Raw genomic sequence first — 17,460 nt, 5'->3', positions numbered from 1 at the left:
CTCCATCATGCGTCCTTCTTGCCGTGTTCGGTGATCGCACCGGTCACGACCGCGACGACGACGCACAGCGCGATGACGACTTCCGCCCACAGGAACGCCGTGTAGTCCAGTAACGAGCCGATCGGTGGCGAACCGGGCGCCAGGTTCCGGAATCCGGCGAGCGCGAACAGCGTCGCCGCCATGAACCCGAACGACGGCCAGACCAGGCCGCGCCGCCGCGTGACGAGGTGCCGCGTGCCGAAGAACACGGCGATGGCGAGGCCCCACATGGTGATCATCATGAAGACGGCGAAGACCAGCACACTGGTGGAGCGGCCGAACCGGACGTCGAGTCCGCCCTGACCGTCGGTGGCGCGATAGTCCTTGACGGAGAAGGAGAACAGACTGTCCACTTTGTCCAGGGTGAACAGCACCGGGGCGAGTTCCCCGTTGTGGAGGGCGGCGAACTCGATCCGGGCCTCGTAGCCGTCGAAGGGGTAGTCGGTGACGGCGCCGCCGGTCAGCGCGATCGGCAGGTCGAGACTGGAGATCCGCTGGTGCGCGGGGAAGACGTGGTCGCCGCGGAGGCTGGACGAGTTCAGCAGCCGCAGTTCCCCGGACGGGGCGACACCGTCGTCCTCGCCGTACCTGCCCAGCGGGATGACCAGCACACGCAGCACGGCCTCCCGCGCGGCCGCGTCGACCTTGAGCACGGACGCGGTGACCTCGATCCGGTCCGGGTCGTGCGTGCCGACCCAATGCCCGGTGTCACCGGCGGTCCGGTCGGCTGCGTGCAGCCACAGCCCGAGCCCGGCCGCGATCGCCACGGTCAGCACGGTGGCGATGGCCTTGAACACCGGATCGATCTTTCGCATGGCGGCCATCGTGGCAGCCCGCCGCCGGTCAGACCGCCGTTGTCATGCGGAGGAGTGAAGCACCGATCAGGGTTTCGTGGGCGGGAGACCGAACCGCTCGAACAGCTCGGGGTCGAGGAACGAGGTGATCTCGGAGATCTGCTCGTCGCGCAGCGACAGCACGTTGATCGACCAGGCGTGATGCACCGCGTCGGCCGATTCGCCGACGTAACAGGCGACGGCCGGCTGGCCGTTGGCGGTGATGATCTCGTTGCGCCAGCTCGGGCACCGGCCGATCGGGACCTCGACGGCGAAGTCGGCGACCGCCTCGATGCCGCGGTACCAGTGCGTGAGCGGCGGCATGGACCAGGTGACGTCTTCGGTCAGCAACGCCACGAGCGCGTCCGCGTCGCCGCGGTCCAGGGCCGAGGCGAAGTCCGCGGCGATCTCGCGGATCCGCGCGTCTTCGAGCTTCCGCAGCGTCTGCTGTTGGCTCGGCGACGGGACCTTCTCGGCCACGATCGCCCGTGCGCGTTGCAGCGCGCTGTTCACCGCCGCCACCGACGTGTCCATTGTGGACGCGATCTCGGCGGCGGAGAAGCCGAGGACGTCGAAGAGCAGCAGCGCCGCGCGCTGGTTGCCCGGCAGATGCTGCAACGCGGCGACGAACGCCAGCTCGACGGCCTCGCGTTGTTCGTACCGGGTGTCGGGTCCGGCCGGACGCTGGCCGAGGCCGGCGTCCGGATACGGGCCTAGCCAGGCGACCTCGGTCACCGGGGCGTGTTCCAGCACGGCGCGCTCACTCGACGGGCCGAGGTCGATCGGCAGGGCGCGTTTGCCGCGGGCGGCCGCGGTGTCGAGACAGGTGCGGGTCGCGACGGTGTAGAGCCAGGTGCGCATCGAGCTACGACCCTCGAAACGCTCCAGCCCCCGCCAGGCCCTCAGCAGCGCGTCCTGCAAGGCGTCGTCGGCGTCGTGGGTCGAGCCCAGCATGCGGTAGCAGTGGGCGTGCAACTCGCGGCGCAGCGGCTCGACCAGGCGATTGAACGCCGCGTCATCCCCGTTGCGGGCTTCGGCGACGTCGGGGTCCTCGGCTCGCAAAATATCTTCGCTCACAGTCGATGATTGTGCCCTTACTTGGCGCGAAGTGCGGTGACGGCGGGGGTGAACATCGTCGTCTTGATCGCGGACAGCGTGCCGCGGTCCTTTCCGGCGAGCGGGCGGACGAGGTCGGCGGCGTACTCGATCAGTGCGGATTTCTCGGCGACGGCGTCCACCAGCCCCAGATCCCGCGCGTCCGTGCCGCCGAATCGGCGTCCTGTGGTCATCGAGGCCATCGCGGCGGCCGGGGTGAGCTTGCCCTGGATCACCGCGGCCATCCCCGGCGTGAACGGGATGTTGATGTCGGCCTCGGGGAAGCAGAAGTACCCGCGGTCGGCGCGCATCACCCGGAAGTCGTGCGCCATCGCGAGCATCGCCCCGGCGCCGAAGGCGTGCCCGTTGACCGCGGCGACCGTGTGCACGCCGAGGGTGAGCATGCGGGCCAGCAGTTCGTGGACTTCGCCGACGTACTCCGCGGCCTGGGCGGGGTTGCTGGTGAGCCATTCGAGGTCGAGGCCGTTCGAGTAGAACTTCCCGGCGCCGACGGTGACCAGTACGGCCGGATCCGGATGCGCGACGACGGTGTCCAGCAGTGAATGGACGGTCTTCAGCCACGAGGGTGAGAAGCGGTTTTCGTCTTCTCCGAGGTCCAGCAGGAACACCGGCGCGTCGTAGCGCAGAGTCGGCATTGTCAGTCCTTTCGTGAGGGCGGGAGCAGGAGTACGGCGCGGACCGCTGTCGCGAGCCGTACACGTGAGTCTTCGGAGATCGGTTCACCCACGGTGAGAGCGCGGCGGAACAAGGCCGTCGGCAGGTCTACCACGCAGGTCGTGAGCACTTCCACAGCCTGGGCGTCGTGTCGGTCCCAAAGTCTCGCGGCGAGCCGGATCAGCAGCGCGACCAGGCGTTTGTCGAGTGCGAGGAGGGCGCCGGCGAGGTCGTCGGGGACCTGCGGGCCGAGTAGTTGTTCCTTCTTGACGGTGAGGAGCAGCCGGGCCGCGGCCGGCCTTCGCCCGGCGAACGCGGCGGGCGCGTCGGCCGCGGCCACCGTGGCTTCGACCGGATCTTCCTCTTGGTCGGTGAGTTCCGTCTGAAAGGCGAGGAAGTCGGTCGCGGCGCGCAGCCAGACACGGGCCAGGAGCGCGCCGAGCGAGCCGAAGGCGTGGTAGATCGTGCCGTTGGGGACGCCCGCGGCGACCGCGAGGGACCGGACGGTGACGCCTCGCGGGCCGACGTCGACGACGAGGCGCTCGGCAACGTCGAGCAGCCTTTCGAGGTCGTGGACGCGGGGCCGGGCCATGGCGCCGAGAGTAACAGAGCGCTTGCTCCAAAACCGAGGTGGACCCTGTGACCCGGTTCACGTGCGGAGCTGTCACATCGTTCAGGCGGGCGGGGTCAACCCGGCGTACCACCAAGAACCGAAGGAGAAACCGGAATGTCGACCGCTTACGTCATCGTCACCATCGTCGGAGCCCTGATGGCCGCTTTCTCGGCCGTCTCGATCTTCACTCGCGCCAAGTGGGTCGTGCAGCCGCTGGCCGACTACAGCGTTCCTCGCTCCTGGTGGAACCCGCTCGGGGTCGCCAAGGCCGCGGGCGCGATCGGCCTGATCGCCGGCCTCTGGATCCCCGTGCTGGGGGTCGCGGCCGGGATCGGCCTGGTGCTCTACTTCGCCGGCGCCGTGATCACCGTGCTCCGCGCGCACTGGCCGTCGCACGTCGCGTTCCCGCTGATGTACATGGCTCCCGTCGCCGCCTCCCTGGTGCTCTACTTCGCCGCCTGATGTCAGGCGTCCGGGCGCCACACCGCGAGTTCGGCACCGCCGGGCTCGCGGAAGTGGAACCGGCGTCCGCCGGGGAAGGAGAACGGCTCGACCGTGACGACACCGCCCGCGGCCTCGACGGACCCCCTCGCCCGCTCGAGGTCGTCGGTGCGGATCGTCACCAGCGGCGCGGCGGTCTGCTGCGCCGCGTCCTGCTGGAAGCCGAACGAGACCGTGCCGCCGCTCTGGACGTCGGAATACGCCGGGCCGTACGGCGTCGCCGACCACCCGAAGGCCTTTTCGAAGAACTTGCTCGAGTCCGCGGCCGAACTCGACGGGAACTCGACGAAGTCGATTTCGTACATGGGCCGGAACCTACCCCGGCCCACCGACAAGAACCGTCAGACGCTGCGCAGCACCGAGACCACGACGCCGAGCACGGCCGCGCGATCGCCGTCGATGACGTCGTAGGCGGGGTTGCGCGGTTCGAGGTACACGTGCCCGTCGCGGCGCCGGTACACCTTGACCGTCGCCTCTTCGTCGATCATCGCGGCGACGATCTGGCCCGAATGCGCCTCGTTCTGCTGCTTCACCACGACGATGTCGCCGTCGCAGATCGCCGCGTCGATCATCGAGTCACCGCGGACCCGCAGTCCGAAGACGTTGCCGCGGCCGGTGAGTTCACGCGGCAGGGTCATCACGTCGTCGACGTGCTCGACCGCCGAGATCGGCGTTCCCGCGGCGATGTCACCGACGACGGGTACCGGCACGGAGTCCTCTGTGGATTCCCGCGACGCCGTGCCGTGCAGGAACGCGCGTACGTCGATGGGCCGGGAGACCGAACTGCTGCGGCGGAGGAAACCCTTCTCCTCCAAGGCCGCCAGATGCTTCGACACCGACGACGTCGACCGCAGGCCGACCGCTTCGCCGATCTCGCGCGTACTCGGCGAGTATCCGTGCTCGACGACCCAATCGCGGATCGTCGCCAGGATCCGCTGCTGGCGATCCGGCAGGGAAGCGGCTTCCTCGAACACGTCAAGATCGTGGTAGGCGGTCATCATCGGAATGGTAGTTCGTGCAGGCGGCCGCGATCGCCGCGGTGTCCCAGTAGAAGGGCCGCACCTCGGTGATGCGCCCGTCTTCGACCGTGATCGTCTGCAGGATCGGGAAGTCCAGTTCGCGGCCGGTGGCCCGGGACCGGACGTGCACCCGGGTCAGGACCACCAGCGGGCTCGTCACGCTCAGGAAGCTCTGCTCCAGCATGTCGAAGACGTCCCAGGCGTCGCTCATGGCGACGAAGAAGCGCTCCATGTCTTCGTGCCCACGCCAGATTCCGCCGTAGGGCAAGGAATCCGCCTGATGCAGGACGACGTCGGGGGAGAAGAACGGCGCGAGCGGCGCGAAGGACGCCTCTCCCGGGCCGCCCGCGGCGAGGTACTCGGCTTCGGCCGCGTACATGCCTTTGAGTACGGACAGGGCGTCGATCGTGGGGGACATGCCGACCACTTTGGAGTGAGTTTCCCGTGAGCGCTGGCGGTTATCCGTCGTGGAGATCGGCCGGATGGTTTCGCGCCGCGACCGAAAGGCCGATCCCGCGACGCCTTCCGGACGGTTGACTCGATCGTATGAACACCAGCAGGAGAATCACGACGGTGGCGGTCATCGCCGCGACGGCGGCGGTCACGATGACCGGCTGCGGTCTCAAAGAAGGCCTGACCGAGAAGGCGAACGGCCACGTCAAGACGGTCGCCTACGCGACCGGCGCGGAAGGCAAACGGGATCAGGACGTCCGGCTGCCGGACTGGGTGTCGGACCGGGCGACTTCGGTCACCGAGGTCATCCGGACGACGGGTTCGGAACGGATCCTGCGGTTCACCGGCGGGGATCTGCCCGCGAACTGCGTGCCCGGAGCGGCCTCGACACAGCCGGCGACGCTGGCCGCCGAATGGTGGCCGCAAGGTCAGGAAAGCCGGACCGACAAGGTCTGCGGCGAATGGCACGTGCTCGTCAAGGACGGCGCCGTGTACGGCTTCAAACCGGAGACGCTGGTGAACACGAGGTCCTGAGTCCTATTCGGTGACCGCGTCGACGCAGGCGGCCAGATCGTGGAGCAGCCTGTCCTGCTGGGCCGCCGAAAACGGCGCCAGCATCCGGTTTTCGACCGTTCGCACCAGGCCGCTGGCGGTCTGGAGCTGGGCGCGTCCGGCGGGGGTCAGCGTGCTGGGGAGGGCGCGGCCCTGGGGTGCGGTCGCCGGGCGGGTGACCAGTCCGCGGTCCTGCAACCCGCGCAGCACCAGGTTCATCGACTGCCGGGTGACGAAGACCGCCCGCGCCAGTTCCGCGTTCGACAGGCCCGGTCGTTGAGAGAGCACTTCCAGGCAGGAGTACTGCGGGACGGTGAGATCGAGGGGCCGCAGCGCGGTCTCCATGGCCACGCGCAGTGCCGTCGCCGCTCGTTTCAGCGCGTACCCGACCGATCGATTCAACGGTCCGACCGTCTCGCCTTGACTCATGTCAGCATCATGACATACCTTCGAGATGTCAGCACGTTGACATACTTGGAGGACGACATGACCGTGACCGGACTCGATTTCCTTTCGCTGCAGGTCCGCGACCTCGACCGGGCGGCCGGGTTCTACGAGACCCACCTCGGCCTGCGCAGGCTGCCCGTTTCCCCGCCCCACGCGGTGGTGTTCGGCACCGAGCCGATCCCGTTCGCGGTCCGGGAACCCTTGCCCGGCATGGATCTGGACGCCATCTCGCCGGGGCCGGGCGCGGGGGTGGCGTTGTGGCTGCACGCCGACGACGCCCAGGCGCTGCACGACCGGTTGGCCGCCGCGGACGTCACCATCCTCACGGAGCCGTTCGACGGGCCTTTCGGCCGCACGTTCGCCTTCAGTGACCCGGATGGTTACGCGGTCACCGTCCACGACAAGGCCTGAGAGTCACTCGCCTGCCAGGGCAGCACGGGACCCACGGCGCAGGACCTGAACGGACCGGTGAGTTCGTGGGTGGCAAGTGTCGTTCTCACGCGACTTACCACCCACGACCCGCTCGCCCAACCGCTCTCCGGTGTTGCGAAAGGCACTTTCGCAACACCCGCCACGCGGCCGGGCGGCCACCCCCGAATGCGTCCTTTATGGACAGCCGAGAAGTACCAGGCTGTCATGACGATCCCCGTTCGTGTTCGACGTCGCCCACGAACCGTGGCTGCGCGGAGCCACCGGCCTGCTCGTGGGTCGCGTTCGCCGAAACCGGGGAAGCCTGGTCCGACGCGGTCGCGTACTTCGGCTGACAGGGCGTCTCAGGTCGGTGCCAGTGCGGTGTGCGACGTCTGCCAGCGGCCGCCGACACCATCATGGAATGACATTCCAATCGCACACCCCGGTCACCATCGTCGGCGCCGGCCTCGGCGGTCTCGTCCTCGCCCGCGTGCTGCACGTCCACGGAATCCCTGCCGCGGTCTACGAGGGCGAGTCCTCGCCGATGGCGCGGGCGCAGGGCGGGCTGCTCGACATCCACGACTACAACGGGCAGCTCGCCCTCGACGCGGCCGACCTGATGGAGGAGTTCCGCGGCCTCATCCTGGAAGGACATCAGGCGCTGCGGGTCCTCAGCGCGGACGGGACCGTCCTGTTCGAGAAAGGCGACGACGGCACGGGTGGCCGTCCCGAGGTGTACCGCGGCGAGCTGCGGCGGATGCTGCTCGACTCGCTCCCGGACGGGACCGTCCGGTGGGGCCGCCGGGCCGTCGGCGCCAGGACGCTCGACGACGGACGCCACGAGGTGACGTTCGCGGACGGCACCACCGTCGTCACCGATCTCCTGGTCGGCGCCGACGGCGCGTGGTCACGGATCCGGCCGCTGCTCACCTCCGGCACCCCTGGATACACCGGTACGTCCATCGTCGAGACCTATCTGTACGACTCCGACACCCGGCACGTCGCCGCGGCGAAGGCCGTCGGCGGGGGGTCGATGTTCGGGAACGGCTCCACCCCGGGCAAGGGCATCAACGCGCACCGCGAACGGGGCGGCACCCTGCACTCCTACGTGGAGGTCACCGAACCGCTGGAATGGTTCGCGGCCATCGACTTCACCGACACCGCAGCGGCCACCGCGCGGATCGCGCGCGAATTCGGCGGCTGGGCACCGGAACTCACCGCGCTGATCACCGAAACCGACATCGCGCCGATCCACCGTCCCTTCTACGCCCTGCCGGTCGAGCGGTGGGAACGAGTGCCGGGGACGACCCTCGTCGGCGACGCCGCCCACCTCGGCGCCCCGAACGGGGAAGGCGCCAACCTGGCCATGCTGGACGGCGCGGAGCTCGGCAAGGCCCTCGCCGCGCATCCCGGCGACGTCGAGGCCGCCCTCGTCGAATACGAGCAGGCGATGTTCGTCCGCTGGGAAACGCCCGCCGACGACGAGTTCCTTCTCGAGAGTCTGTTCGGCGACGACGTCCCTCGGCAACTGGCCGACCTGTTCGAAGCGGGCGAGCGGAAATAGCGACCGGGGCCGCCCTTTGTGCTGGCCGGGATCCCAGGAACCACGAGCGCTGAAAGGTCTCACCTTCATACGCGGAATTTCTCTGACCCGAAGCCCGGCCCTCCTTTCCGCCGAAGTGATCACTTCGGCGGAAAGGAGTGGACGTGCTGCCGCCCGAGCTTGTAGCTTGCGGTTGACCGTGACACCGCCCGAGGAGGTGAGACCCATGAACGCTGTAGCGATGTGGGTGCTCCCCCTTCAGTCACGGCCGGGCGATTGACGTAGTTGTCGCCGGGAGCGCCACGCCATCAAGGCACTCCCGAAAGGCAACACCTGTGGAATCCCCGAAATTCGACGTGATCATCGCCGGCTGCGGCCCGACCGGCGCGATGCTGGCCGCCGAACTGCGGCTGCACGATGTACGAGTACTCGTGCTGGAGAAGGAAACCGAGCCTGTCTCGTTCGCCCGTATCGTCGGCCTGCATGTGCGCAGCCTCGAACTGATGGCGATGCGCGGATTGCTGGATCGCGTTCTCGAACACGGCAGAAAGCGTCCGGCGGGCGGATTCTTCGCCGCCATCCCCCAACCGGCGCCCCAGGATCTCGACACCGCGCACGCCTATCTGCTGGGCATCCCGCAGCCGGTCATCGTCCAGCTCCTCGAGGAGCATGTCGTCCAGCTGGGCGCGGAGGTTCGTCGCGGTGTCGCGGTGACCGGTTTCGAGCAGGACGACGAGGGTGTGACCGTCGAGCTGGCCGATGGCGAAAAGCTGCGTACGCGCTATTTCGTCGGCTGTGACGGCGCGCGCAGTACGGTGCGCAAACTGCTCGGCGTCGGCTTCCCCGGCGAGCCCTCGCGGAACGAGACGCTGATGGGCGAGATGGAAGTGGGGGTGTCGCGGGAGGAGATCGCCGCCAAGATGGCCGAACTCGGCGGGACCCACAGGTCGTTCTGGCTCAGGCCCGTCGGCGAGAAGGTCTACAGCGTCGTGGTTCCCGCGGCTGGAGTCGGCGATCGCGCGGAGCCGCCCACCCTCGACGATTTCAAGCGAGAGCTGCGCACCATCGCCGGAACCGATTTCGGCGTGCACTCCCCACGCTGGTTGTCCCGCTTCGGGGACGCGACCCGGCTGGCCGAGCGGTATCGGGTCGGACGGGTGCTGCTGGCGGGCGACTCGGCGCATATCCATCCGCCGCTCGGCGGGCAGGGGCTCAACCTGGGCGTCCAGGACGCCTTCAACCTCGGCTGGAAACTCGCCGCACAGATCCGCGGCTGGGCACCGGAAAAGCTGCTGGACACCTACCAGTCCGAACGGCATCCGGTCGCCGAGAGCGTGCTGGACAACACCCGCGCCCAGATGGAGCTCTCGTCCGCCGAGCCGGGCCCGCAAGCCGTGCGGAGGCTGCTCACCGAACTGATGGCCTTCGACGACGTGAACCGCCGTCTGATCGAGAAGATCACCGCGATCGACATCCGCTACGACTTCGGCGAAGGCCCGGACCTGCTCGGCCGGCGTCTGCGCGACATCGACGTCGAGCAGGGGCGGCTCTACGGCTTGCTTCACCGCGGCCGTGGCCTGTTGCTGGACCGGACCGAACGCCTGACCGTCGGCGGCTGGGCGGACCGGGTCGACTATCTCGGGGACCCCACCGCCGCACTGGATGTCCCGGGCGTCCTGCTCCGGCCCGACGGCCATGTCGCGTGGATCGGTGACGACCAGCGGAGCCTGGACGACCGGCTTTCCCGCTGGTTCGGCTGATTCGGCGGCGCGGGCAGCGGGTGACCGGTCATCCGCTGCCCGCGGAATCGGTTCGGGCGTCGCTGATCGCGTTGGCGTGGTCGATCCGGGCCATATGTTCCTCGGCCCATCCGCGGAGCGCCGCCAGCGGGACCTCGAGCGACAGGCCCAGATCGGTGAGCCGGTAGTGCACGCGAGGCGGCACGGTGGGCTCCACCCGGCGGACGGCGAGGCCGTCGCGGACCAGGCTGTGCAAGGTCACCGACAGCATTTTCTGTGAGACGCCGGGAATCCGCCGGCGCAGTTCGGCGAACCGCACCTCGTGCGGGGCCGCCTCCGCGAGGACCTTGACCACCATCGACGTCCACTTCGTACCGATGCGGTCCAGCAGCCGGCGGGTCGGGCACCGCGGATCGAACAAGTCACCGCGCGCCGGTCGGGAGGTCACCTGGAGCTCACCACCTGTGGGGAAAGTGCCGTCTTGGCAGCACCAGCGAAGTTACCTAGCGTTTCCAAGTAACCGATGGTAACCACCTTGGAGGCGTCTTGCCCGCCACAACACCCGACATCGCGCTGCGGCGGATCGTCACCAACGGCATCGAAGCCAACGTGGCCGTCGCCGGCTCAGGGCCGGCGGTCCTGCTGCTGCACGGCTTTCCGCACACCTGGCGGGTGTGGACCGAGATCATCGGCCCACTGGCCGAGCACCACCGGGTCATCGCCCCGGATCTGCGCGGGCTCGGCGCCGGCACCCGTGCGGCGGAGGGCTACGACGCGGGCACGCTGGCCACCGACGCCGAAGGCATCCTCGACGCCCTCGGCGCACCCTCCGCGGCCGTGGTCGCCATCGACGCCGGCACCCCGGTCGCCTTCCTGCTCGCCCTGCGGCGGCCGGAGCTGGTGCGTCGACTCGTCGTGATGGAGTCGCTGCTGGGTTCCCTGCCCGGCGCCGAGGACTTCCTCGCCGGCGGCCCACCGTGGTGGTTCGGTTTCCACTCCGTGCCCGGTCTGGGCGAAACGGTCCTGATCGGACACGAGGCGGAGTACCTCGACTGGTTCCTCGCCGCGGGCACCCGCGGTCGCGGTGTATCGCAAGAGATCCGCGACGCCTTCGTCAGCGCCTACACCGGACACGACGCCCTGCGCTGCGCCTTCTCCTACTACCGCGCCATGCCGACGACCGCGCGTCAGATCGGCGAAGCCGTGGCAGATGGCCGGCTCACCATGCCTGCCATGGCGATCGGCGCCCATCCGGTCGGCCGCGCGCTGGAACGGCAGTTGCGCCCCGTCGCCGACGACCTCACCGGTCACTTCATCGAGGATTGCGGCCACATCATTCCGCTGGACCGGCCCCAGGAACTGCTCCGCCTGCTGACGCCCTTCCTCGCGGCCGACCGGTAATGGCCGGGCAGTGTCCGTTCACGTTCGCGATACAGGTCGGGAAGCATGTCGGGGCCAATCCCTGGTTCCGACACGCCCGTGCCGATCATCACACCTCTCCGAGTTGACTCTCACATGGATGTGAGACTTTAACGTGGCGCTCATGACGACACCGCAGCCAACCAGCCCGCACAGCAACCCGGTCACCGTCATCGGCCTCGGCCCCATGGGCACGGCCCTCGCCGAGGTGCTTCTGAAGCGGGGACATCCTCTGACGGTGTGGAACCGCACGCCAGGCAGAGCCGAGGATCTCGTCACCAGGGGGGCCCGCCGCGCGGAGACCGTCGCCGACGCGGTGTCCGCGAGCCCTGTCACGATCATCTGCCTCAAGGACTACGAGACCACGTACGGGATCTTCGACTCCGCCGATGACGCCCTGAAAGGCCGCGTCCTGGTGAACCTCAACTCCGGCACGCCGGCGGAGGCGCGCGGGGCACTCGACTGGGCGGCCGAGCGTGGGGCGGAGTACCTCGACGGTGCGATCATGGTGCCGCCGCCGCTCGTCGGACACCCCGAGTCCGTCTTCCTGTACAGCGGTTCGCGGGGCGTCTTCGACAAGGCCGGGGTGGCGCTGGCGAGCATGGGGGACCCGCGGTACCTCGGCGCCGATCCCAGCCTGGCGGTGCTGTACAACGCGGCACTGCTCGACATGATGTACGCGACCATGAACGGCTTCCTGCACGCCACCGCCCTGGTCGGCTCAGCGAACGTCTCGGCGGTGGAGTTCACCAAACTCGCGCTGGGCTGGTTCATGCCCTCCGTGGTGGACTCGACCCTGGCCGCGCAGGCGCCCGACCTGGACAAGGGCAACTACCCCGGTGACCTCGGCACGATGGAAATGAACCTGAACGCGCTCGAGCACATCACCCGGACATGCGTGGAACAAGGCGTCCACTCCGACCAGCCGCGGCTGATGGAGGAGATCGCCGAACGGGCGATCGCCGAGGGCTACAGCGGAAAGAACTATCTGGCCGTGTTCGAGATCTTCAAGAAGGCGACGCCGGCCTCGTGACCATCGAGTGCACGTGGAAACCACAAGCGGCTCAGGCCGTCGGGCGGCCCGCGCCGGCGTAGTCGTCGCCCTGCTTCCGGTAGGTGTGCACCTGCACCGCCTGTCCGGTCTGCGGGGCGTCGATCATCTGCTGGTTCCCGATGTAGAGCCCGACATGGTGGATCTTCGTATTCGGCTCGCCGTAGAAGATCAGGTCGCCGAGCTGGGGATCGGTCACCTTGTTCACGCTGTGGTACTGCGTGTGGGCGGTGCGCATGAGCTTGACGCCGGCACTGGCGTACGCGGCCGTCGTCAGGCCGGAGCAGTCGAATCCGGGGTCGCCGCCGCCGGTGCCGTTGCCGCCCCAGACGTAGGGGAGGCCGATCTTGTCGATGGCGAAGTTGACCGCGCTCAGCGCCGCCGCGTTCGGCGCCTGCGGGCTCTGGCCGACGGTGCCGTAGACGTTCACCGTCGCGAGCGTGCGGTGCATCAGCAGCGGTGCGGGCTGCAGCGTGCTCACCGCGTTCCACCAAGTCTGGCCCTGGCCGAGGTCGCGTCCTCCCGCGCAGAGGGCGCGGCCCGCGGTCAGGGTGGCGTCGTCGATGTTCTGCGGATCCGGTTTCTTGCCGCTCGCCGAAGCCTGGAACCGGCTCCAGGCCGACGGCGCCAGCTGCAGCGGGCCGCTCGCGTTCGGGACGGACACGACCTTGTTGTAGAAGTCGCGGACCTCGACCGTCGCCAGCGGCACCGTCATCACGCCGTCGGCGTTGAGGCCCGAGCCGGTGGCGCGGCCGTGGTCCGAGGCGATCTTCCCGAGCGCCGCCAGCGTCACCCAGGACAGGCGGCAGCCCGGCGTTTCCTTGCTCAGCGCCACGGTCGTCTTCGCGTACCCGGTCATCGCGCGCAGCGGGATGTCGAGCCAGCCGCTCGTCTTCGACACCCAGGCGTCGAACTCCTGCCCCTGCTGCTGTGGGACCTTCGGCTGTTCCTTCGGGACTTCGGCGGGCGCGGACGACGTCGGCGGCGCGGGCGGCACCGAAGACTGGACGGCGGCGGCTTCCGGCTTCCCGTCGCCCTTCGGCGCGAAGGTGATCGCGGCGACCAGGGCGGCGCCCGCCACGACGACGGCGGCGGCGATCACCGGAAGTCTGCGGCGGCGCGAGGTTTCCTGTTCCATCAGAGACCCCCGATGACGCGGCCGAGCACGAACTCGCGGAAGGCGTCGACATCGGTGGTCAGCGCGACGTCGATGGTGCGGCCCGGCACGGCCTGCGGATCGGTGCTTCGCAGCCTTCGCCTGTCGACCAGTGTCGCGCCGCGCGCGGGCCCGAAGCCGCACTCGACGTCCACCGGGTACGACTCGGTGTCGAGGATGCCCGGCCGGATCGCCTCGGCCACCGCGACCGCGTCGTGCATGACCATCCCGTCGAAGCCGAGGATGGGGCTGTAGTGCTTGACGTAGGTGGGCGTGAGCGCTTCGAGCGCCGCGCCGAGCGGGCCGGACGCGGCCAGTTTGCCGAGCCAGGCGGCGTCGACCGAGCACTGGTGGGTGATGTCCAGCGGGACCAGGACGGTCGGGATGTCCCCGTCGACCAGCACCCGGCGCGCGGCCTCCGGGTCGCTCCAGACGTTGAATTCGGCGGCGGTGGTGGAGTTCCCCTTGGTCACGCCGCCGCCCATGATGACGATGCGGCCGATCTTCTCGCGGATCTCCGGATGCGCGGCCAGCAGCAGCGCGATATTCGTGAGCGGGCCGATCGGGGCGATCGTCACCGGTTCGTCGGCGGCTTCGAGCAGATCCACCAGCAGGCGGACGGCGCCGCGTTCGTCGAGCGGGCGCTTCGCTTCGGGCAACGTCCCCGCGTGGCCGGAAAGCCCGTCCTGGCCGTGCACGAATCCGGCGGGTTCGGCGTTGTCGTAGACCAGCGGCCGCGCCGCACCGGCGGCGACGGGGACGTCGTCCCGGCCGAAAAGCTGCAGCAGGCGCCGGGCGTTGGAGGTGGTGTGGCTCAGCGGGACGTTGCCGAACACCGTGGTCACACCCAGCAGGTCGACGTCTTCGGATTGCGTGGCCAGAGCCAGCGCGAAGGCGTCGTCGACCCCCGGATCGGTGTCGATGATCAGCTTGGTGCCCATGCGCGTGCTCCCCTTTGCGGTCGGCGGCCTGATCACAGGTTACGGTCACCGGTATGACGTCCATGTGGGGTGCGCCCGCGTTGTCGAGGCTCCGCGCTTGGGGCCAGGCCCGTCGCGACCCGAGGCAGGCGAAGTTCCTGACGCGCGCCTCACTGCGCTGGGTGCTGCGAAACCGCGCGTACACGCCTTGGTACCTGGTCCGGTACTGGCGGCTGCTGAAGTTCCGGGTCGCGAATCCGCACATCGTCCTGCGCGGCATGGTGTTCCTCGGCAAGGACGTCGAGATCCACTGCCGTCCCGGCTACGGGCGCCTGGAGATCGGCCGCTGGGTGCACATCGGCGACGGCAACGCGATCCGCTGCCACGAGGGTTCGCTGCGCATCGGCGACAAAGCGGTGTTCGGACGCCAGAACGTGCTCAACGGCTACCTCGACATCGAACTCGGCGCGGCCACGCTCGTCGCGGACTGGGTCTACATCTGCGACTTCGACCATGTCACCACCGACATCACCGTCCCCATCAAGGACCAGGGGATCGTGAAGTCGCCGGTGCGCATCGGCCCGGACACCTGGATCGGCACCAAGGTGTCGGTGCTCAAGGGCACGCGCGTCGGCCGGGGTTGCGTCCTCGGCGCGCACGCCGTCGTGCGGGGCGACATCCCGGACTACTCGATCGCCGTCGGCTCGCCCGCCCGCGTCGTCCGGAACCGCCAGGACGACTACGCCGCCGACGCCGCGCGTCGCGAGGCTGTCGCGGACATGGCGCGTAAGGCGAACAAGGCACTTCAGAAAACCCTCGGCGTCGACTCCTGAGCGCGTGCCGTCTGCCTGATCACGCGTGCCGTCCGTCTGATCACATGAGTCGTCCGTCTGATCACGCGTGCCGTCCGTTTCGTACCACCGCACCGCCGTGATCAGGTGGACGGCACCCGTGATCGGGCGGACGGCAGGCGTGATCAGAGGGACGGCAGGCGTGATCGGCCAAACGGTTAGCCGCGGAGCTGCTCCCGGACCTCCATGAGCGCGAAGCCCAGGAGGTTCTGGCCGCGCCAGTAGTCGGGGCGTGTGGCGTTCTTGTCGTCGCGGGCGACGCCGCTACCCCAGACGAGGTCCATCTTCGAGGCCTCGACGATCACCTTGTCGCCCGTGCTCAGCAGGAACTCGAGCAGGTCGGCGTGCTGGCGGAACTTCTCCAGGTTGCCGTCGACGACGATGTCGAAGCGGTGCCGCTCCCACAGATCCGCGTCGAAACCGGAGACCTCGCGGCCGAGGATCTTGGCGGTCTTGGGGTCCGGCGCCTCACGGATCGTGCGCGCGGCCTCGTGATCGCCGAACAGTTCGGCCTTGCTCGCCATCATGTAGTGCTCGGCGGTCGGGTACCGCTCGCCGCCCGCGGTGAACGGCGCGAGCCACCATTGGCTCAGGCAGGCCGCGTTGACCCGGCCGCTCTTGAGCGGGGTGTGGCCGTAGAAGAGCTGGTACTCGGGCTCCGCGCCACTGTGGACCAGCTCGCGCAACGCATCGAGACTCCGGACTCCGTCGACCTTGCTCACCATGGCGACCAGTGGACCACAGACCCCCGACAACCCGTGCACTGGACTCGGACCACTCTCCGCCGTGGCCGGAGGCGGTCAGTACATTCAGCATTCGTGCAAGGGATCGAAACGGTGAGCGCCCGAACGGTCGAAGAGGCCGCGAAACGACTGGCCGGGGTGGTGACCCGCACGCCGCTCGAACCGAACGAGCGGCTCTCCACGCGGGTCGACGCCAGGGTCTGGCTCAAACGCGAAGATCTCCAGACCGTGCGTTCGTACAAGGTCCGCGGCGCCTACAACTTCATCGTCCAGCTCGACGCGGAGCGCCGGGAGCGCGGCGTCGTCTGCGCGAGCGCGGGCAATCACGCGCAAGGCGTCGCGTACGCGTGCCGACGTCTCGGCGCGACCGGCCGGGTCTACGTGCCGGGCACGACCCCCCGGCAGAAGCGCGAGCGGATCGCGACGCTGGGCGGCGCGCATATCGAGGTCATCGTCGTCGGCGAGACCTACGAAGACGCCTTCACCGCCGCGAAGCGGGACGCCGAGAGCACCGGCGCGACGCTGGTCCCCGCGTTCGACGCGCCCGAGACCGTCGCCGGACAGGGCACCGTCGCGATGGAGGTCGTCGCGCAACTCGGTTTCATCCCGGACGTCATGGTGGTGCCGGTCGGCGGCGGCGGACTGCTCGCGGGGATCGCCGCGTGGGCCGCGGAACGCGCGCCGGAGATGCGGATCGTCGGCGTCGAACCGGCGGGCGCGACCTGTATGGCGGCCGCACTGGCCGCCGGCGAGCCGGTGCGGCTCGAAGGTGTCGACACCTTCGTGGACGGTGCCGCGGTCGCGCTGGCCGGATCGGTGACGTATCCGCTGATCCGCGACGGCGGCGTCGAACTCACCGACGTCGCTGAAGGCGCGGTGTGCACGGAAATGCTCGCGATGTACCAGTCCGACGGCGTGATCGCCGAACCCGCGGGCGCGCTCGCGACCGCCGCGCTCGGCTCGACGGTGAAGATCGACCCGGGACAGATCGTGGTGTGCGTCATCTCCGGCGGCAACAACGACGTCAGCCGCTACGGCGAAGTGATCGAACGGTCCCTGATCCACGAAGGACTGAAGCACTACTTCCTGGTCGGATTCCCGCAGGAGCCCGGCGCGCTGCGACGGTTCCTCGACGAGGTCCTCGGCCCGGACGACGACATCACGCGATTCGAGTACGTGAAGCGCAACAGCCGGGAGACCGGCCCGGCGCTGATCGGCATCGAACTCGCGCGGGCCGGTGACCTCGAAGGGCTGCTGCACCGGCTGGAGGTCAGCCCGCTGCAGGTCGAACGCGTCGAACCGGGCAGCCCGCTCTTCCACTTCCTGGTGTGACCCCCGGCCCCTTCCGCATTCAGAGGACTGAATGCGGTACTTGCGCGTGCAACTACCGCATTCAGTCC

21 protein-coding genes are annotated in these 17,460 nt (G+C 69.0%); 9 read left to right on the top strand and 12 right to left on the bottom strand.

The window, feature by feature from the left end:
* Positions 1–5: 5 nt before the first annotated feature.
* From H5J31_RS22280 to H5J31_RS22265, 4 genes are all read right to left on the bottom strand, one after another.
* On the bottom strand, positions 6–854 hold the full coding sequence (locus H5J31_RS22280; RefSeq protein WP_236005331.1) for a DUF4436 family protein: 849 nt from the start codon (positions 852–854) through the stop codon (positions 6–8).
* Positions 855–920: 66 nt separating this feature from the next.
* Positions 921–1,949, bottom strand: a complete 1,029-nt coding sequence (locus H5J31_RS22275) for a sigma-70 family RNA polymerase sigma factor (RefSeq protein ID WP_181774568.1) — start codon at positions 1,947–1,949, stop codon at positions 921–923.
* Positions 1,950–1,966: 17 nt separating this feature from the next.
* Positions 1,967–2,623: an enoyl-CoA hydratase/isomerase family protein gene (locus H5J31_RS22270; RefSeq protein WP_181774567.1), complete on the bottom strand. Its 657-nt coding sequence runs from the start codon at positions 2,621–2,623 to the stop codon at positions 1,967–1,969.
* A gap of 2 nt (positions 2,624–2,625) precedes the next feature.
* The gene (locus H5J31_RS22265; RefSeq protein WP_181774566.1) at positions 2,626–3,234 is read right to left on the bottom strand and encodes a TetR/AcrR family transcriptional regulator; all 609 of its coding nucleotides are present in this window, start codon (positions 3,232–3,234) and stop codon (positions 2,626–2,628) included.
* A 135-nt stretch (positions 3,235–3,369) separates the two neighbouring features.
* On the opposite strand from H5J31_RS22265, the gene H5J31_RS22260 reads away from it, so the two are divergent.
* Positions 3,370–3,717, top strand: coding sequence for a DoxX family protein (locus tag H5J31_RS22260; protein WP_181774565.1), 348 nt, complete (start codon positions 3,370–3,372; stop codon positions 3,715–3,717).
* A gap of 2 nt (positions 3,718–3,719) precedes the next feature.
* Here H5J31_RS22260 and H5J31_RS22255 read toward each other — a convergent pair whose 3' ends face one another.
* Genes H5J31_RS22255 through H5J31_RS22245 form a run of 3 tightly spaced genes read right to left on the bottom strand, consistent with a single transcriptional unit; the run spans position 3,720 to position 5,193 of the window.
* On the bottom strand, positions 3,720–4,061 hold the full coding sequence (locus tag H5J31_RS22255; protein WP_181774564.1) for a VOC family protein: 342 nt from the start codon (positions 4,059–4,061) through the stop codon (positions 3,720–3,722).
* 36 nt (positions 4,062–4,097) lie between these two features.
* Complete coding sequence (gene lexA / locus H5J31_RS22250) at positions 4,098–4,754, bottom strand: transcriptional repressor LexA (RefSeq protein ID WP_181774563.1); 657 nt, start codon at positions 4,752–4,754, stop codon at positions 4,098–4,100.
* Positions 4,732–5,193, bottom strand: a complete 462-nt coding sequence (locus H5J31_RS22245) for a nuclear transport factor 2 family protein (protein ID WP_236005330.1) — start codon at positions 5,191–5,193, stop codon at positions 4,732–4,734. The genes lexA and H5J31_RS22245 overlap by 23 nt, the downstream gene beginning before the upstream one ends.
* A 128-nt stretch (positions 5,194–5,321) precedes the next feature.
* On the opposite strand from H5J31_RS22245, the gene H5J31_RS22240 reads away from it, so the two are divergent.
* Positions 5,322–5,762 carry a hypothetical protein gene (locus H5J31_RS22240; protein WP_181774562.1) on the top strand — a complete coding sequence of 147 codons (441 nt, stop codon included), beginning with the start codon at positions 5,322–5,324 and terminating at the stop codon, positions 5,760–5,762.
* Positions 5,763–5,765: 3 nt separating this feature from the next.
* Here the strand turns inward: H5J31_RS22240 and H5J31_RS22235 are convergent, their stop codons facing one another.
* Positions 5,766–6,209 carry a MarR family winged helix-turn-helix transcriptional regulator gene (locus tag H5J31_RS22235; RefSeq protein ID WP_181774561.1) on the bottom strand — a complete coding sequence of 148 codons (444 nt, stop codon included), beginning with the start codon at positions 6,207–6,209 and terminating at the stop codon, positions 5,766–5,768.
* Between the two features lie 57 nt (positions 6,210–6,266).
* Here H5J31_RS22235 and H5J31_RS22230 point away from each other — a divergent pair, with 57 nt between their 5' ends.
* The 3 genes from H5J31_RS22230 to rox all read left to right on the top strand — a co-directional run bounded on the left by H5J31_RS22230 (position 6,267) and on the right by rox (position 9,941).
* Positions 6,267–6,638 carry a VOC family protein gene (locus tag H5J31_RS22230; RefSeq protein WP_181774560.1) on the top strand — a complete coding sequence of 124 codons (372 nt, stop codon included), beginning with the start codon at positions 6,267–6,269 and terminating at the stop codon, positions 6,636–6,638.
* Between the two features lie 421 nt (positions 6,639–7,059).
* The gene (locus H5J31_RS22225; RefSeq protein ID WP_181774559.1) at positions 7,060–8,202 is read left to right on the top strand and encodes an FAD-dependent oxidoreductase; all 1,143 of its coding nucleotides are present in this window, start codon (positions 7,060–7,062) and stop codon (positions 8,200–8,202) included.
* A gap of 314 nt (positions 8,203–8,516) precedes the next feature.
* Entirely contained in the window at positions 8,517–9,941 is a 1,425-nt protein-coding gene (rox, locus tag H5J31_RS22220; RefSeq protein ID WP_181774558.1) for a rifampin monooxygenase, read from the top strand.
* A gap of 28 nt (positions 9,942–9,969) precedes the next feature.
* Here the strand turns inward: rox and H5J31_RS22215 are convergent, their stop codons facing one another.
* The gene (locus H5J31_RS22215; protein ID WP_181774557.1) at positions 9,970–10,368 is read right to left on the bottom strand and encodes a winged helix-turn-helix transcriptional regulator; all 399 of its coding nucleotides are present in this window, start codon (positions 10,366–10,368) and stop codon (positions 9,970–9,972) included.
* A 98-nt stretch (positions 10,369–10,466) separates the two neighbouring features.
* On the opposite strand from H5J31_RS22215, the gene H5J31_RS22210 reads away from it, so the two are divergent.
* Both H5J31_RS22210 and H5J31_RS22205 read left to right on the top strand, forming a co-directional pair.
* Positions 10,467–11,321: an alpha/beta fold hydrolase gene (locus tag H5J31_RS22210; protein ID WP_181774556.1), complete on the top strand. Its 855-nt coding sequence runs from the start codon at positions 10,467–10,469 to the stop codon at positions 11,319–11,321.
* 142 nt (positions 11,322–11,463) lie between these two features.
* Positions 11,464–12,372, top strand: a complete 909-nt coding sequence (locus H5J31_RS22205; protein ID WP_181774555.1) for an NAD(P)-dependent oxidoreductase — start codon at positions 11,464–11,466, stop codon at positions 12,370–12,372.
* Between the two features lie 31 nt (positions 12,373–12,403).
* Here the strand turns inward: H5J31_RS22205 and H5J31_RS22200 are convergent, their stop codons facing one another.
* Together H5J31_RS22200 and H5J31_RS22195 are read right to left on the bottom strand one after the other, a co-directional pair.
* The gene (locus H5J31_RS22200) at positions 12,404–13,528 is read right to left on the bottom strand and encodes a C40 family peptidase (protein ID WP_181774554.1); all 1,125 of its coding nucleotides are present in this window, start codon (positions 13,526–13,528) and stop codon (positions 12,404–12,406) included.
* Entirely contained in the window at positions 13,528–14,487 is a 960-nt protein-coding gene (locus tag H5J31_RS22195) for a nucleoside hydrolase (RefSeq protein WP_181774553.1), read from the bottom strand. The genes H5J31_RS22200 and H5J31_RS22195 overlap by 1 nt, the downstream gene beginning before the upstream one ends.
* Before the next feature lie 53 nt (positions 14,488–14,540).
* Between H5J31_RS22195 and H5J31_RS22190 the strand changes: the two genes are divergently transcribed.
* Positions 14,541–15,299 (top strand): acyltransferase, encoded by a 759-nt coding sequence (locus tag H5J31_RS22190; RefSeq protein ID WP_181774552.1) that lies wholly within the window; start codon positions 14,541–14,543, stop codon positions 15,297–15,299.
* A gap of 176 nt (positions 15,300–15,475) precedes the next feature.
* On the opposite strand, the gene H5J31_RS22185 is transcribed toward H5J31_RS22190, so the two are convergent.
* A complete protein-coding gene (locus H5J31_RS22185) occupies positions 15,476–16,042 on the bottom strand; it encodes an NADAR family protein (RefSeq protein ID WP_181774551.1) in 567 nt (188 codons plus the stop codon).
* A 93-nt stretch (positions 16,043–16,135) separates the two neighbouring features.
* Here H5J31_RS22185 and ilvA point away from each other — a divergent pair, with 93 nt between their 5' ends.
* Positions 16,136–17,392, top strand: coding sequence for a threonine ammonia-lyase IlvA (ilvA, locus tag H5J31_RS22180; RefSeq protein ID WP_181774550.1), 1,257 nt, complete (start codon positions 16,136–16,138; stop codon positions 17,390–17,392).
* Positions 17,393–17,460: the final 68 nt, after the last annotated feature.

The organism is Amycolatopsis pittospori, assembly GCF_013870525.1.
Taxonomy (GTDB): domain Bacteria; phylum Actinomycetota; class Actinomycetes; order Mycobacteriales; family Pseudonocardiaceae; genus Amycolatopsis; species Amycolatopsis pittospori.
Note: the sequence above shows the minus strand (reverse complement) of the source record. Positions and strands in the feature narration are given on the sequence as shown.

Bases quoted from the DNA above. Each gene is read 5' to 3' on its own strand.
- H5J31_RS22270 (WP_181774567.1), bottom strand. From the start codon at position 2,623: ATGCCGACTCTGCGCTACGACGCGCCGGTGTTCCTGCTGGACCTCGGA.
- H5J31_RS22280 (WP_236005331.1), bottom strand. From the start codon at position 854: ATGCGAAAGATCGATCCGGTGTTCAAGGCCATCGCCACCGTGCTGACC.
- H5J31_RS22265 (WP_181774566.1), bottom strand. From the start codon at position 3,234: ATGGCCCGGCCCCGCGTCCACGACCTCGAAAGGCTGCTCGACGTTGCC.
- H5J31_RS22205 (WP_181774555.1), top strand. From the start codon at position 11,464: ATGACGACACCGCAGCCAACCAGCCCGCACAGCAACCCGGTCACCGTC.
- H5J31_RS22255 (WP_181774564.1), bottom strand. From the start codon at position 4,061: ATGTACGAAATCGACTTCGTCGAGTTCCCGTCGAGTTCGGCCGCGGAC.
- H5J31_RS22190 (WP_181774552.1), top strand. From the start codon at position 14,541: ATGACGTCCATGTGGGGTGCGCCCGCGTTGTCGAGGCTCCGCGCTTGG.
- H5J31_RS22260 (WP_181774565.1), top strand. From the start codon at position 3,370: ATGTCGACCGCTTACGTCATCGTCACCATCGTCGGAGCCCTGATGGCC.
- H5J31_RS22240 (WP_181774562.1), top strand. From the start codon at position 5,322: ATGAACACCAGCAGGAGAATCACGACGGTGGCGGTCATCGCCGCGACG.
- H5J31_RS22200 (WP_181774554.1), bottom strand. From the start codon at position 13,528: ATGGAACAGGAAACCTCGCGCCGCCGCAGACTTCCGGTGATCGCCGCC.
- lexA (WP_181774563.1), bottom strand. From the start codon at position 4,754: ATGACCGCCTACCACGATCTTGACGTGTTCGAGGAAGCCGCTTCCCTG.
- H5J31_RS22225 (WP_181774559.1), top strand. From the start codon at position 7,060: ATGACATTCCAATCGCACACCCCGGTCACCATCGTCGGCGCCGGCCTC.
- H5J31_RS22230 (WP_181774560.1), top strand. From the start codon at position 6,267: ATGACCGTGACCGGACTCGATTTCCTTTCGCTGCAGGTCCGCGACCTC.
- H5J31_RS22245 (WP_236005330.1), bottom strand. From the start codon at position 5,193: ATGTCCCCCACGATCGACGCCCTGTCCGTACTCAAAGGCATGTACGCG.
- H5J31_RS22235 (WP_181774561.1), bottom strand. From the start codon at position 6,209: ATGAGTCAAGGCGAGACGGTCGGACCGTTGAATCGATCGGTCGGGTAC.
- H5J31_RS22195 (WP_181774553.1), bottom strand. From the start codon at position 14,487: ATGGGCACCAAGCTGATCATCGACACCGATCCGGGGGTCGACGACGCC.
- H5J31_RS22185 (WP_181774551.1), bottom strand. From the start codon at position 16,042: ATGGTGAGCAAGGTCGACGGAGTCCGGAGTCTCGATGCGTTGCGCGAG.